Here is a 14,654-nt window from a genome sequence, read left to right on the forward strand (position 1 = left end):
TAGCGCATTAAATCGCGTAATTTAGCGGGGAACGCGCTTAATGTGTTCCCTTCAGTTTAAATATTGACTGAATGAAATCGCTTGATCGTGAAGTATGGTCTCCGACTTTAGTATCAATTAGAACAAATTTATACAATTTCATGACAATAACAAGTAATCTAAGAATTATAAGATGTGGTAAACTGCTCATCCTGTGAAAATACTTAAATCAAAAAGGTAAAATAAAAATAGTCCCTATGTCTGAAGCACTTTTATTCCACAAAACCTACAAACATCCAACCAGTTCAGAATGGGTGGTTTTCGTGCATGGTGCTGGTGGTAGCTCTTCTATTTGGTTTAAGCAGATTAAAGCGTATAAAGCGCATTTTAATTTACTGCTCATTGATTTGAGAGGACATGGTCGTTCTAATAATTTATTAAAAGGTTTTATTACGAATCAGTACACCTTTAAAGACGTTACCATGGATATATTAAAAGTCTTGGATCATCTTAAGATTCACTCAGCGCATTTTGTTGGTATGTCATTGGGTACTATCATTGTCCGAAATATTGCTGAATTAGCATCAGGTAGAGTAAGGACTATGGTGCTAGGTGGGGCGGTGACTAGATTAAATATACGCTCGCAAATATTGGTTAAGTTAGGTGATCTAAGTAAGCACATTGTTCCCTATATGTGGCTATATGGCCTTTTCGCCTATATTGTTATGCCACAACGATGCCAGAAAGAATCTAGGCACTTATTTGTTCGTGAAGCTAAAAATTTATGCCAAAAAGAGTTTAAACGATGGTTTAAGCTTACGTCGGAAGTAAACCCTATGATGCGTTATTTCAGGGATCAAGATTTAGCTATCCCTACGCTCTATCTCATGGGCGATAAAGATTATATGTTTATCGCACCAGTTAAAGAGATGGTAGCAATGCATAAAGAAAGTACTCTGCACGAAATTTCAGATTGTGGACACGTGTGTAATGTCGAAAAGCCAGATGAATTTAACGCTAAATCGATAGATTTTATTCGCCAACAGATAAAGTAACTCCGTATACATTATTCAGTAATATGTAATGGGTTACTGCAATTCCAACATAGACCAAATTGGCCTTCGTTTACTTCTCCGCACTCAGAACAAGTCCAATCAACCATGTGCTCTTGTTGCTGCTGATACTCTAAAATTATCGCTTGTACAGTTTCGATTTTGTTTGGTTGGAGAAGCCATACATATGGGTCTGTGTCTTCTGTTAGGGGTATTTCACCTTTGAGGCCAAAGATACCATCTCCACGGACTTCCGCTAGGATGCATTGCTGCTGTAGAAGCCCACATAAGATGTGAGCCTCGGTCGGATTAGATGCACTGAATACTTTCATTAATTAAGCCGCATTGTTAGGACGTAGTTTCGCCATAATCCATTTTGTTATTACAGGAAAAAGGCCCAATAAAACGAATGAGGCTAAAACACTTGGTGATACGATACCAGAAAGGCTATCAATGTTGGCTAGTTGGGTTCCTGCATTTAAGTAAACCATCGTCCCAGGTAGCATACCCAGCTGGCTGACAAGGTAGAATTTAGTGGTTGAGATTGGCGTTAATCCCATCAATAAATTGATTAAAAAGAACGGAAAAACAGGTATTAATCTCAAAGAGAATAGATAAAACGGACCGTCTTTTTCAACGCCTTGATTTAGGGTTTCTAGTTTTGCACCAAACTTATTTTGAACCCATTCTCGAAGTAGATAACGACTGCTTAAAAACGCCAACGTAGCCCCAATCGTACTTGCAAATGAAACTAGGAATAAACTAGTGAAAAAACCAAATAGTGCCGCGCCTAACAAGGTCACAACAGCGGCACCAGGAATAGAAAATGCGGTGATAGCAACGTAAGCAAAGAAATAAACAAGAGCGGAAAAAACAAAGTTGTTTTCAATATAATCAGCAAGCAATGCTTGCTGCTCCTTAGCATTATCTAGTGTGAAATATTGACCAAACTGAGTAGCAAGTAAAACAATAGTAACAATAAGCACAATGCCAATAATGAGTTTTTTATTCATGTAAGATGATTCCAATAAAATGGTATTAGCTATTATGACAGGCAAAGTTAACAAAAACTTTCAAATAGATATAAAAAAACCACCTAAACGAGTTGGGTGGTTTTTTTATTTTGGATAGCAATAGTTTATTAATCTAAAGATTCGATAAGTTCATTTCTACGAGTCTGTGATATTACTGACCAATGCGTACCATTTAGCGCTCCTTCAAGTGCCCATAGTAATTCGATATTTACAGGCCCGTCTTGGGAGGCCTGGATAGCTTTAAAAGCTTGTACCGAGCCCATATTTCTAAGCTGACTAACTGATTCGATACCTACTTTTTTCAACATTCGTTCGGTCCCTAAACGAAGGTTAGGCAGATCTTTTAGTCGAGTTGGTTTATCTTCAGAGCTTGACTCTTTCTCTTCACGAGCCGACTTTAGAGCAACTTGCGCGATGTTTAGTATATCTTCACTGTTGTCCCACAAAGAGTCTGGAAGAGAAAAGTATTTAGTAACAACAGGAAACCCACGTTTTTTGTATACGTAGGGTTGATAGATTTCGTTTTTAAACTGTTCTTCAAGAGGTTTACAACTGCGTATATGCAGTGCGTTGTTAACGACTAGAGCAAACATTGCGTCATCGACAAAAATACCGAATCCGCCAAACATCGAGCGAGATTTTACCTTGCCAAATTTTTCAAACAGTTTTAATGAGTTTTTAAGTACTGGTTTATCCATTTTTTCAAATCTCAGGTTAAAATTGCATCAACCAATTCAGAACCGAGAAATTAACAAAAATCAGAGATGATATGTCAGAGAATAGTGAGAACTCATGACAAATTTGCTAATCGGTCTTCGGTAACCCCGCTACCTTTTTATTTTCTATTTGAAAAGAGAAAATAACTTGAGGCCGGAAGCTTTGCGTCCCATCTTTTCAGATGGTTTGCCCTGATCGTGACATGTTTAATATATGTAAAGTTTGGACAAAGATCACCAAAATAAGCGCCCAGTGTGATGGTGATCTCATTTATTTGACGTGATTATGCATTATTAGACACTAATTATTCACACGTATGCTAAGAGCGCTATAGCGCGTAGTTACTGTCTAATATTTTTGACGCTTTCTCGAATCATCAATTCCGGATGCATCTCGAAAATGCGCCTTTCATGTTCTTTATCTTTAATTCTGCTTAATAATATTTCGAATGCTGTCTTACCGACACGTCGTTTAGGCTGATGAATCGTGGTCAACGGAGGAGAGAAATATTCTGCTAAATCGATGTTATCGTAGCCAATAATAGAAATATCCTCTGGTATGCGAATACCGTTTTGCTGAAGTCTACTCATCATTCCCAAAGCCATAGTGTCATTAAAACAGAATATGGCGGTTGGTTTTTTCTCCATAGCAATGATTTTGTCCGCCGTTTCTACAGCGGTATCACATTCAAAGTTCCCTTCGAATATATTTTCTTCGCTGAAGGGAATGTTGCTCTCAGCTAACGCGCGCTTATACCCTTCGAGTCTTTCTAGACATAATGTTTTGTCTAGATGGCCACTCAAACAGGCGATATCGGTATGACCATTTTCAATCAGGTATTTGGTGGCTAAATATCCGCCTTCTTCAGAGTTGTCGATGATTTTGTCTTTTGACTGCTCTGACAATGATTCACCTTGCCCCCAATCCATAAATACTTTTGGGATATCAACGTGAGAGTCAAGCATCTCTTGCAATTCGCTGGTTAGGTCAGAACACATTACAAAAATACCATCGACCCGTTTTTCCGCAAGCATGCGGATATAGTCACGTTGTTTCTCGTAAATACCGCCGGTATTACAAAGAATTAACGTATAACCTTGTCGGTAACAGTAACTTTCGACACCATTGATAACTTCAGCGAGAAATGGGTTAGTCGATTGAGTTACCAACATGCCGATGGTTTTTGTAGAATTACACTTTAAGCTGCGAGCAACGGCGCTGGGTGCATAGTTCAACTCTTTAACCGCGTCATTAACCTTTTGCTGTGTAGCTTCAGCGACAAAGCGAGTTTTATTAATAACGTGAGACACTGTAGTAGTGGATACGCCAGCGATGCGAGCGACATCTTTAATCGTTGCCATTTAGGTTGTCCTATTTTTCGAAGGCTGAAGCGATAACGCGCTTACTGAAAATAAACAGTTAGGAGTCTTGGTCAGCTTAATGCGTAATAAACACAAAAGCCGCTATTAAGCATAGCGGCTATTAATAAGTTTTACTCGAAAGTATGTTATCAATTTTATAGCTAAATAACTTTCTAAACAATGATAGAAATACAGTATTAAGACTTACTACTCAGATTTAGGGCTTAGTATCCATATTTTTACACTGTTGTTCACTCTCCAGCTAAGTAGCTGCGATCGAGATTACAGAAGTTCACGAGTACTTCGGTAACGCTAGAGTAAAAACCGAATTCATCGAGTTTTATGCATTTTTCGCTAAACTGAGGAAGCCAACTGAGAAGGTAGCTCTCGATAAACTCTTTCTGCTCCAAGAGCGCTTCGTTAATGTGGTCGAGTTTTTCTAATTCGTTCGACCTGATAATCATGTTGCCCAAAAAGTCCAGTTCAATAGCAACATGATCCGCAGGTTCATTGAAGCCTTCTTTTACATCAATGCCTTTGCTTTGCATTAATGTCTCCATATCTTTGGCAGGTTGATCATTTAGCAGGTTAGCCTTGCCTATGTACATTGAAGCATAAGGCAGTGCACCTGTGGTGTCGGTCGTTAAAAATAGCTCACAGAAATCTGCGGCAAGTTCTAGGTGAGCATCTTCTCTATCTTGCAATTTGTTAAGTGCATGGATGAGTCTATTTATGGATGGTTTTAAGTTTTCGTTTTCTCCAAGCCCTGTTAAAAAGGCACGAATCTCATGAGATTGGTATGCTTCGATTTCTTCCGGTGTTAGTTCACGAGCAAATAGGCTTGAGAGCCACCAGTAAATTTCAGCGCGTTTCTCGTTAAATGCTTTTGTCTCTTCCATCTCGATATTCCTAAACTGATAAGGTCTCTATTAGTGTAAGCAAAAAATATGAATAGAACTAATCCAATTTATGAAGAATTATGACAGTAAATGTAAGAAAATTAACGTAAAGTCAATAACTTGCCTTGCATCAATAAACCGATAAATTTAATGCGCTTTTCTCAATTATTGCTAGAATTGTTAATATATATGAATAGAATGCAATCCATCCATCCAGATATAAGTGGTGATTATGAGTAGTCATGTATTAGTTGTAGAAGATGATGTTGTCACTAGAAGTAAGCTTGTTGGCTACTTTCAAAAGGAAGGTTACAAAGTCAGTGAAGCAGAAGATGGTCAACAGATGCGTGAGATCCTTGCTTCTAATCATGTTGATTTGATTATGTTAGATGTGAACTTACCCGGCGAAGATGGCTTAATGTTAACTCGCGAGCTTCGTAGTCAATCGAATATTGGCATTATATTGGTTACAGGTCGAACGGATAGTATTGATAAGATTGTTGGCCTTGAGATGGGGGCTGATGATTACGTGACTAAGCCGTTTGAACTCAGAGAACTGCTTGTTAGAGTCAAAAACCTACTGTGGCGAATCTCACTAGTGAATCAACCAGTTGAAGAAAAAGAACATGTTGATACCTCTGGAAATACGGTTTATTTTGGTGATTGGGTTTTTGATATACAACGTCGAGCGTTGAGCCGAGGCGGCGAGCCAGTTAAATTAACAAAGGCAGAATATGAGCTTTTAGTGGCGTTGACGACTCATACGAATAAGGTACTAAGTCGTGAAAGAATACTCAATCTGATTAGTCATCGCGTGGATGCTCCGAACGATAGAACCATTGATGTGCTGATCAGACGCTTACGCTCTAAGATGGAGTACGATCCTAAAAACCCACAGATATTCGTAACTATACACGGAGAAGGTTATCTATTTGCGGGGGATTAAATTTGAATGTTACAAAGAAAAATGCCGAGGTCATTTAATTATCCCTCGGCATTTTTTTATTCTGGTCGAGACACGCTAAGTTCAGTGTCTTCTGTCGTAAGTAGGGAGTCCCTGACATACATCCATAAGAGACCTAATTGCTCACGCCAATAATGTTCCGTCTGTTCTAGATAAGTCGATTTAGGAGTATATTTATTCCAAGCTTGCTCTATATCCGCTTGCGCTAAGTAGTTCGTAGGCGCAGGTGTTGGATTTAAACCGGCAGATTGGAACTCCATCAGTGCTCTTTGCATATGGCTTGCAGAAGTCACCAAGACTAGTTTACTTTGATTAACAAAAGCAGCCGCTTGCCGTGCTTCCTCCCAAGTATCTTTGGCTGTTTCAAGCAAGATAATATCAGGTTTAGCGACTCCTAGGGCTAGGGCAACTCGGGCCATCATTTTTGCATGACTGAATTCAGTGCCACCTTTGTAACCTGAAAGAATCAATTTAGAGCCAGGATACATTCGTATAATCCGAATGCCTTCAGTTAACCGCATCAGCGCAGTACGACTTAATTCAGATGTCGGAGGGATTTGGTCATCAACCACATGTCCTGCACCTAAAACCATCACATAATCGACGGTATCGTCTACTGGTAGAAAAACGGTGTACTCTCGCTCTATCGGCAATAACAGACGACTAGAAATAGGTTGGAAAGAAACGAGAAAAATACCGGTTAGCGACAAGAATACAAATAGGACACCTGTCTTTTGTCTTTGGGTAAACATAATAAACAACAAGCCAATAAACCCGATAATTAACAGGGCAGGTAAAGGCATTGCCAAAGAAGAAACTACTTTTTTCAGCTCAAACATACTTAATTAGTCCGAAAAACCATCACTTAGAAGTAAAAAAGTAGCATACCCCTTTATTACTGTGATTCCTATGACAGAATAGGCGGCTGATTTAAAAAATGATGTTCCAATCATAAAAACGGAAAGTATTGAGTGTGAAAGACGATCGTAATTTTGATGATATAGCTCATAAGTTCGTTAAGAACATCTATGGTTCTGACAAAGGAGAAATCCGACAAACCATAGTTTGGGATGATCTTATGCAGGCGCTTACGCTACTATCTGGTTCAAATAATCTGCACATTTTAGATGCAGGTGGTGGGCTAGCACCAATGTCTCAAAGGCTGGCTAAACTCGGTCACCGAATCTCTTTGTGTGATATTTCTGCAAAGATGCTCGGCTTGGCGAAAGAAGATATTGTTAAAAATGGCCTTATTGATCATTATTCGTTAATTCATTCTCCGGTTCAAAATATCGCAGAGAAATTACAAGGCCCAGTTGATATGGTTCTGTTTCATGCGGTGATGGAGTGGCTAGCTTCGCCTCGAGAAGCATTAGAAAAAGTGTTACAGCAAGTTAAGTTAGGTGGTGTTGCATCCATTATGTTTTATAACCACCATGGTCTCGTCTTTAAAAACGTGATTTGTGGCAATATTCCGCATGTTTTACAAGGCATGCCGCATAGAAATCGTTTCAAACTTCAGCCTCAAAAAGGGCTTTATCCTGAAGAAGTTTATCAGTGGATAGAAGACGCTGGATTTGAAATCTGTGGAAAATCTGGTATTCGCTCATTTCATGATTACATCGGAAATATGCAGTATACGGGCGATTATCAATTTGATGATGTATTGGAACTTGAAAAGCGATTTTGTCGGCAAGAACCATACCTCTCACTTGGTCGGTACATCCATGTGTGGGCTAAGCGAATATAAATAGGAACAACAATGAGTGAAAAGACTCAAGCGCTTTCACAGCAACCGATAGACGAATTGGTTGGTTGGGTGAAAAAGCATGATTTCTCATTAAATTTATCCAGTGAACGGCTGGCATTTTTAATCTCCATAGCGGTTTTAGGGAGCACGAAATTTGATGAAGAATTGGGGGAGGGCGAGATGCACGATGCATTCAAAATTGTCACTCAATTGTTTGAAAGTACGGGCGAAGCCTCCAGTTTTAGAGCAAACAATGCAATAAACGAATTAGTAAACCAAAAACTCATCAGTCGCTTTACCAGTGAAAGCCTCGATGGAGCGAGTATTTATCGGCTGTCTTCTTTGGCGGTAGGCATTACAGATTATTATCTAAGGCACCGACAGTTCTCTGAGCTTAAACTCTCAATTCAACTAGCAATGGTTTCTGACGAAATGAGCAAAGCCGTATCATCGGCTTTGCTTGGTGGAGATATTGCTCACTGGAAAAAGAATGTGTATGGCGTACTCAAATATTCTGTAGGAGAAGTGTTTGATCAGATAGACCTCAATCAGCGAGTAATGGACGAACAGCAACAGCAAGTAAAACAACAAATTGCTGAATTGCTTAACAAAGATTGGCAGGAAGCCATTAGTAACTGTGAATCCTTACTATCTGCAACGTCAAACACACTGAGAGAGTTGCAAGATACTTTACAAACGGCGGGTGATGAACTTCAGACTCAGATTCTTGATATTCAAGATAAAGTTCGTAATGACGAGAGCCTAGAGTTTGTTGACCAGATATTGTTTAGCTTACAGATGAAGCTTGACAGGATCATCAGTTGGGGGCAGCAAGCGATAGACCTTTGGATAGGCTATGACAGACATGTCCACAAATTTATCCGTACAGCGATAGATATGGATAAAAACCGTGCGTTTAGCCAAAGACTACGACAATCGATAAAGGACTATTTTGACGCGCCATGGAATCTTACCTATGCCGACGCAGATAAACTAACCGATTTAAGAGACGAAGCGGTGGTGCTGCGTGACGACGAGGTCACTGGTCATCTTCCTATGGAAGTAGAGTACGAAGAACTGCAACAAGTAAACGATGCTATATCCGAAAAAATAGCGTTTATGTTGTCGTTACATAAAGAGGAAGGGAGAGCGATAGAACTCGGTTCAGTTTTGAAAAACTACCTTTCTCAGCACCCACAAGCTCATCATTTTGATTTAGCTAGAATAGTGATAGATCAAGCCGTCAGACTCGGCTATTCCGAATCTGATTATCAGGCTATACAGCCTAACTGGCAGGAAATAAACGATTTTGGCGCAAAGGTACAAGCAAATGTCATCAACAAATATTGACGAATATATGCCAGAAAAACTGGTAAAGGCGTTAGCCAATCCACTGTTTCCAGCCTTAGATAGCATGCTGAGAACAGGTAAACACATATCGATCGATGATATGGATAATCACGCATTACTATCCGATTTTGAGCCTGAATTGGCTTCGTTTTACCAAAGATATAATACCGAGTTGGTAAGAGCGCCTGAAGGTTTTTTCTATTTGAGGCCTCGCTCTACTGCATTGATTGGACGCAGTGTGTTGTCTGAACTCGATATGCTTGTCGGAAAGGTATTGTGCTTTCTTTATCTCAGTCCAGAACGGTTGGCCCATGAAAGTATCTTTACCAATCAAGAATTATATGAAGAGCTACTCGCACTAGCAGATGAAAAGAAGCTAATGCGTCTAGTAGCCAACCGCTCAACAGGCTCCGACTTAGACAAAGAAAAACTACTTGAAAAAGTAAGGACTTCGCTAAGACGTCTCAAGCGACTAGGTATGGTCATCACCGTTGGCGAACAAGGAAAGTTTCGTATCAGTGAAGCGGTTTTTCGTTTTGGCGCGGATGTTCGGGCAACTGATGATTTGCGAGAAGCTCAACTGAGACTGATTCGTGATGGTGAAGCGGTAATGAGTCATACATTAGATGATCAATCTCAACGTGAAAACCAAATGTATAACGAGGAATTCAAAAGCTTTGAAGAAGAACAGCTCGTTCTTAACATTGAACGTGAAGATAAAGTAGAGGACGAAGCATGATTGAAAGAGGTAAATATCAATCACTGACTATGATCAACTGGAATGGGTTTTTTGCTCGTACTTTCGATATAGATGATTTGGTGACAACGCTGTCAGGCGGTAATGGTGCGGGAAAATCGACAACGATGGCGGCGTTTATCACGGCACTTATTCCTGACCAAACATTACTGCACTTCAGAAATACGACTGAAGCGGGTAGCTCTCAAGCATCCAGAGACAAAGGTCTGTTTGGTAAGTTACAGCCAGGGGTTTGCTACGCTGCTCTAGACGTTATTAACTCAAAAAAACAACGGGTTCTTTTTGGCGTTAGATTACAACAAGTTGCCGGACGTGATAAAAAAGTAGATATCAAGCCATTCATAATTCAAGGTTTACCCAGTCAGATAAAGCCTACGGATGTACTGATTGAAGCCCTCTCGGAACAAAAGGCACGCGTTAGAACCATTAACGAACTAAAGCAAGTGGTCGGTGATATTGAAGGAGTACTGTTTAAAGCCTTTAATTCAGTCGTAGATTATCACTCTAATATGTTTGAATTTGGCGTATTACCCAAAAAGCTTAGAAACAGTGGTGATCGGTCAAAATATTATCGTTTGATTGAAGCATCCTTATATGGTGGCATATCTAGCGCTATTACTCGTTCTTTAAGGGACTATTTGTTGCCGCAAAATGGTGGTGTCAAAAAAGCTTTTCAAGATATGGAGTCAGCACTTCGTGAAAATCGAATCACACTTGATGCCATCAAAAGCACGCAGTCTGATAGAGATCTATTCAAACATTTGATAACTGAGTCAACCAATTACGTCGCATCAGACTACGTGCGTCATGCGAATGATCGTAAAAATAGGTTAGACAAAGCGCTTTCTCTGCGCAGCGAACTTTATAGTTCACGAAACCAATTAATAGAGCAGCAGAAATTCTTGAGTTTGATTCAAGACGAGCTAGAACAACTGACTGAACAAGAACATGATCTGGAACTTGACCATCAGTCGGCATCCGACCACCTGCAATTAGTTCAGAATGCGTTAAGACATAAATCGAAAATAGAACGCTATCTTGAGGACCTAGATGAGCTAAATGAACGCTTAGAAGAACAGATGATGGTGGTAGAAGAGTCGCAAGAGAGTTTGATACACCATGAAGAGCAAGCAGTATCGGCTGAAGAGGAAGTAGACAGCCTACAAATGCAACTCGCTGATTATCAACAAGCGCTTGATATCCAGCAAACTCGAGCCTTACAATATCAACAGGCTGTAGACGCGTTAGAAAAGACGAGAAACCTTATTGATGATTCGACGTTTACTATCGAGAATATTGCACCACTGTCTGCCCAACTTAAGCAACAAGAAGAGCAACAAACGCAAACGCTACTGGCTCTAAAACATAAGCTAGATATCTCGTCTGCGGCTGTTGAACAGTTCGAAAAGGGCTTTAGTTTGGTGCAGGCTATATACCCTGATACAGAAAGATGCGACGTTTTTAAAAAGGCAAAACTTGCGGTAGCTAAATTAAGAGAATCCGAGTCGGTATGTGCAAATGAAGCACAATGGAAAGCTCAATACAAAGAAGCAGAACGAGAACTGACTAAACAAAAGTTAGCTGCAGAACTTGCAAAAAAGTATCAGCAAACAACACAAACTGAACTGCATGATACGGATGTTGCTGATGAAGAAATTCACAGACATCATGCTTTAATTGAAGAGATAGAAGAACAAATAGAAGCTAGTCGAGACAACCGCTTTCAGCTATCTCAGCAAGTAGAATCTCTTCAACTTAAGATGAAACAGTTAGCTTCACGCGCCCCCACTTGGATAGAAGCCAATGATGCCCTTGAAAAGCTGATTGAACAGACTGAAAAGCCACTAGAAAATAGTCACGCAGTTATGTCTCACATGCAGAAGGTGTTGGAAACAGAGAAAAACCTTAATCAGAAGAAAGAGAGACTCGCTAAACGCAGAGATGAGTTAAATGAAGAGATTTCTCTGTTAGCAACTTCGGATGGCTCAAACGATTCACGTTTGAAAGGGGTAGCAGAAACACTTGGTGGGGTATTGTTGTCAGAAATCTATGATGATATTACCTTAGAGGATGCGCCTTATTTCAGCGCAATGTATGGACCTGCTCGTCATGCCATTGTTGTTTCGGATCTCAGCGGAATAAAAGAAAAGTTGAGCCAAATGACAGATTGCCCAGAAGATGTCTATGTCATTGAAGGTAATGTTGATTCATTTGATGACAGTGCATTCAACGTGGATGAACTTGATGGAGCGGTTTGTGTTAAATATAGCGAAAGTCAACTTCGTTACTCTCGTTTTCCGCAGATCCCGTTATTTGGCCGTGCAGCTCGAGAGAAAAGGCTAGAAACACTGCGAGAGGAGCGAGAAGAAGTTATAGAGGCGCACGCCATTGCCGCTTTTGATGCACAAAAAATCCAGCGTTTATATCAGAGTTTTAGCCAGTTCGTGTCGGTTCATATTCAGTATGCATTTGAAAATGACCCAGAGAAAGAGATGATAGAGGTTCGACAAACTTTGAGTCAGGCTCAGAAGGAACTAGCGGACATAGAGGCGGTCACTAAACAATATCATTCCCAGCTAGCATTGAGTAAGAAAGCGATTACTTTACTCGATAAAATCTTACCGATTATTGGGTATTTAGCTGATGACTCTTTTACATATAAGCAAGCCGAAATCGAAAGTCAACTTGATAAGATTACGCAAAGTAAGCAGTTTATCAATCGTCATAAAGCCAACATTGACCAATTAGAAGGGTACTTATCAACGTTAGCGAATGATCCTGAACAATTTCAAACAATAGAGCAGGAATATCGTAAGCTAGATAATGAGTTGCAAGTATTGAAGCGACAGCAATTTGCTTTAGCTGATTTAAAAGAGCGCTGTTCTTATTTTGCCTACCATGATTCGGCTTCTATGCTGGAACAAAGCAGTGAACTGAGCGAGCAGTTAAAACAAAAACTGCGAGAAGCAGAATCATTAAGAAAAAGTAGCCGAGAGTCTTCCAAGCTTGCAAACGTGCAATTCAACCAGACTAATCAGGTGCTAGTGTCATTAAAAAGCTCGTATCAGGCCAAGTTTGAGACGGTACAAGAGTTTAAGGAAGAGTTGCGAGAGTTTGGTGTAGATGCCGATGAAGGCGCAGAAGAGCGCGCAAGACATCGCAAAGAAGCGTTATTAGAGCGGTTGCTTGCTAATAGGAACCGAAAGAGTGAATCTCAGCGTTCAATCACAGCCACCGAGCTAGAAATGAAATCGGTAGCGAAAACGTTAAGGCGTTCGGAAAAAGAGTATCGAGAAGTAAGGCATATAACGGTTCTAGCAAAATCGGGTTGGTGTGAAGTATTACGTCTTGCGAAAGAACACGATGTAGAAAGACGGTTATATCGTCGCGAACTTGCCTATTTAAGCGCTGCTGAACTACGTTCAATGTCAGACAAATCATTGGGTGCACTTCGCATAGCTGTTTCTGACAATACAGAGCTGCGTGATGCCTTGCGCGCATCAGAAGATAACGCCTACCCGGAACGAAAAGTCCTTTTCTACATTGCTGTTTACCAACATCTCAAGCAACGTATTCGACAAGATATTATCCGTACGGATGATCCTGTTGAAGCGATAGAAGAGATGGAAGTAGAGTTGGCTAGGTTAAGTGAAGAGCTTGCGTTGCGTGAAAACAGGTTGGCCATAAGTTCTGATTCTGCGGCCTCCATTATTAAGAAAACCATTCAGCGAGAGCAAAATCGTATTCGTTTACTTAACCAAGGTTTGTCCAATATTAATTTCGGTCAAGTAAATGGGGTTCGCCTGAACGTCAATATTCGAGAAAGTCATTCAACATTACTTGACGGGTTAGCTAATCAACAGGACAAGCATCACGATCTATTTAAAACTTCTCGTTTTACCTTCTCCGAAGGAATGGCAAAACTGTTCCAACGTGTTAATCCTCACATTGATATGGGGCAACGATCACCTCAGGTTTTGGGAGAAGAATTACTCGACTACCGAAACTATTTAGAGCTGAGTGTGGAAGTGAACCGTGGTACTGATGGCTGGTTACAAGCCGAGTCTGGTGCTTTATCCACAGGTGAAGCGATAGGTACAGGTCAGTCTATATTGCTTATGGTTGTACAGAGCTGGGAAGAAGAATCTCGCAGGCTACGAAGCAAAGATATTGTTCCGTGCCGTCTGCTATTTTTAGATGAAGCCGCACGCTTAGATAGTAAATCGATCAATACTCTCTTTGAACTATGTGACCGCCTTGATATGCAGTTACTCATTGCAGCTCCAGAGAATATAAGCCCAGAACAAGGTACAACGTATAAACTCGTTAGAAAGATATTTAAAGATCATGAGCATGTTCATGTTGTAGGTCTGAAAGGGTTTGGTAAAAAAGGCTTTAGAGAAACGCAATAGTAACGATTACCGAACAAATAATACGTTACTTTATGTGAATAAAATAGCCAACCACAGAGGATGAGGTTGGCTATTTATTACATATAAACAGCTTGAAATGCCCCTTTTCATGGTCTTTGCTGTCTGCTGCTCCATCGAACACATTTTCCTGAACAATTGTTTAGTGGAATGGGTCCCACCTCCATATAGACCAAAAATTCATTCAGTTTGGTATATTAGTACATCCTTCCCATGTTCATTTAGTATTATATCTATTGGTTTTAGGTAGATATCACTAGGCATATTTCTAATAAATAACACTCCTTATGCTATGTCATGTTTTCTCATTTTAATTAAAATAATTGATTGTCGTATGGAATTTATTTGGTTCCATTGTTAT

General features: G+C 40.1%; 12 protein-coding genes and 1 riboswitch. Of the genes, 6 read left to right on the forward strand and 6 right to left on the reverse strand.

What is annotated here, in order from left to right:
* Positions 1-236 precede the first annotated feature (236 nt).
* The gene (locus PGX00_RS08000) at positions 237-1,034 is read left to right on the forward strand and encodes an alpha/beta fold hydrolase (protein WP_272135082.1); all 798 of its coding nucleotides are present in this window, start codon (positions 237-239) and stop codon (positions 1,032-1,034) included.
* Between the two features lie 11 nt (positions 1,035-1,045).
* Here the strand turns inward: PGX00_RS08000 and PGX00_RS08005 are convergent, their stop codons facing one another.
* The 5 genes from PGX00_RS08005 to torD all read right to left on the reverse strand — a co-directional run bounded on the left by PGX00_RS08005 (position 1,046) and on the right by torD (position 5,042).
* On the reverse strand, positions 1,046-1,363 hold the full coding sequence (locus PGX00_RS08005) for a DUF7577 domain-containing protein (protein ID WP_272135085.1): 318 nt from the start codon (positions 1,361-1,363) through the stop codon (positions 1,046-1,048).
* A gap of 3 nt (positions 1,364-1,366) precedes the next feature.
* The gene (locus PGX00_RS08010) at positions 1,367-2,044 is read right to left on the reverse strand and encodes a TVP38/TMEM64 family protein (RefSeq protein WP_272135087.1); all 678 of its coding nucleotides are present in this window, start codon (positions 2,042-2,044) and stop codon (positions 1,367-1,369) included.
* Positions 2,045-2,172: 128 nt separating this feature from the next.
* Complete coding sequence (locus tag PGX00_RS08015) at positions 2,173-2,763, reverse strand: TfoX/Sxy family DNA transformation protein (protein ID WP_272135089.1); 591 nt, start codon at positions 2,761-2,763, stop codon at positions 2,173-2,175.
* Positions 2,764-2,879: 116 nt separating this feature from the next.
* Positions 2,880-2,983, reverse strand: a riboswitch (cyclic di-GMP riboswitch).
* Positions 2,984-3,123: 140 nt separating this feature from the next.
* Positions 3,124-4,143, reverse strand: a complete 1,020-nt coding sequence (purR, locus tag PGX00_RS08020; protein WP_272135092.1) for an HTH-type transcriptional repressor PurR — start codon at positions 4,141-4,143, stop codon at positions 3,124-3,126.
* A gap of 251 nt (positions 4,144-4,394) precedes the next feature.
* Positions 4,395-5,042: a molecular chaperone TorD gene (torD, locus tag PGX00_RS08025; protein WP_272135094.1), complete on the reverse strand. Its 648-nt coding sequence runs from the start codon at positions 5,040-5,042 to the stop codon at positions 4,395-4,397.
* A 232-nt stretch (positions 5,043-5,274) separates the two neighbouring features.
* Between torD and torR the strand changes: the two genes are divergently transcribed.
* Positions 5,275-5,988 (forward strand): two-component system response regulator TorR, encoded by a 714-nt coding sequence (torR, locus tag PGX00_RS08030; RefSeq protein ID WP_272135096.1) that lies wholly within the window; start codon positions 5,275-5,277, stop codon positions 5,986-5,988.
* A 56-nt stretch (positions 5,989-6,044) separates the two neighbouring features.
* On the opposite strand, the gene elyC is transcribed toward torR, so the two are convergent.
* Positions 6,045-6,845, reverse strand: coding sequence for an envelope biogenesis factor ElyC (gene elyC / locus PGX00_RS08035; protein WP_272135098.1), 801 nt, complete (start codon positions 6,843-6,845; stop codon positions 6,045-6,047).
* Between the two features lie 134 nt (positions 6,846-6,979).
* On the opposite strand from elyC, the gene cmoM reads away from it, so the two are divergent.
* Genes cmoM through mukB form a run of 4 tightly spaced genes read left to right on the forward strand, consistent with a single transcriptional unit; the run spans position 6,980 to position 14,275 of the window.
* Complete coding sequence (cmoM, locus tag PGX00_RS08040) at positions 6,980-7,756, forward strand: tRNA uridine 5-oxyacetic acid(34) methyltransferase CmoM (protein WP_272135100.1); 777 nt, start codon at positions 6,980-6,982, stop codon at positions 7,754-7,756.
* A 12-nt stretch (positions 7,757-7,768) separates the two neighbouring features.
* Positions 7,769-9,106, forward strand: a complete 1,338-nt coding sequence (gene mukF, locus PGX00_RS08045) for a chromosome partition protein MukF (protein WP_272135102.1) — start codon at positions 7,769-7,771, stop codon at positions 9,104-9,106.
* Positions 9,087-9,845: a chromosome partition protein MukE gene (mukE, locus tag PGX00_RS08050; RefSeq protein ID WP_272135104.1), complete on the forward strand. Its 759-nt coding sequence runs from the start codon at positions 9,087-9,089 to the stop codon at positions 9,843-9,845. The genes mukF and mukE overlap by 20 nt, the downstream gene beginning before the upstream one ends.
* The gene (gene mukB, locus PGX00_RS08055; protein ID WP_272135106.1) at positions 9,842-14,275 is read left to right on the forward strand and encodes a chromosome partition protein MukB; all 4,434 of its coding nucleotides are present in this window, start codon (positions 9,842-9,844) and stop codon (positions 14,273-14,275) included. Before mukE ends, mukB begins: the two co-directional genes overlap by 4 nt.
* Positions 14,276-14,654 lie beyond the last annotated feature (379 nt).

It is taken from the genome of Vibrio algarum (assembly GCF_028204155.1).
Taxonomy (GTDB): domain Bacteria; phylum Pseudomonadota; class Gammaproteobacteria; order Enterobacterales; family Vibrionaceae; genus Vibrio; species Vibrio algarum.

Coding starts and splice junctions, on each gene's coding strand:
- PGX00_RS08000 (WP_272135082.1), top strand. CDS start 237: ATGTCTGAAGCACTTTTATTCCACAAAACCTACAAACATCCAACCAGT.
- PGX00_RS08005 (WP_272135085.1), bottom strand. CDS start 1,363: ATGAAAGTATTCAGTGCATCTAATCCGACCGAGGCTCACATCTTATGT.
- PGX00_RS08010 (WP_272135087.1), bottom strand. CDS start 2,044: ATGAATAAAAAACTCATTATTGGCATTGTGCTTATTGTTACTATTGTT.
- PGX00_RS08015 (WP_272135089.1), bottom strand. CDS start 2,763: ATGGATAAACCAGTACTTAAAAACTCATTAAAACTGTTTGAAAAATTT.
- purR (WP_272135092.1), bottom strand. CDS start 4,143: ATGGCAACGATTAAAGATGTCGCTCGCATCGCTGGCGTATCCACTACT.
- torD (WP_272135094.1), bottom strand. CDS start 5,042: ATGGAAGAGACAAAAGCATTTAACGAGAAACGCGCTGAAATTTACTGG.
- torR (WP_272135096.1), top strand. CDS start 5,275: ATGAGTAGTCATGTATTAGTTGTAGAAGATGATGTTGTCACTAGAAGT.
- elyC (WP_272135098.1), bottom strand. CDS start 6,845: ATGTTTGAGCTGAAAAAAGTAGTTTCTTCTTTGGCAATGCCTTTACCT.
- mukF (WP_272135102.1), top strand. CDS start 7,769: ATGAGTGAAAAGACTCAAGCGCTTTCACAGCAACCGATAGACGAATTG.
- mukE (WP_272135104.1), top strand. CDS start 9,087: ATGTCATCAACAAATATTGACGAATATATGCCAGAAAAACTGGTAAAG.
- mukB (WP_272135106.1), top strand. CDS start 9,842: ATGATTGAAAGAGGTAAATATCAATCACTGACTATGATCAACTGGAAT.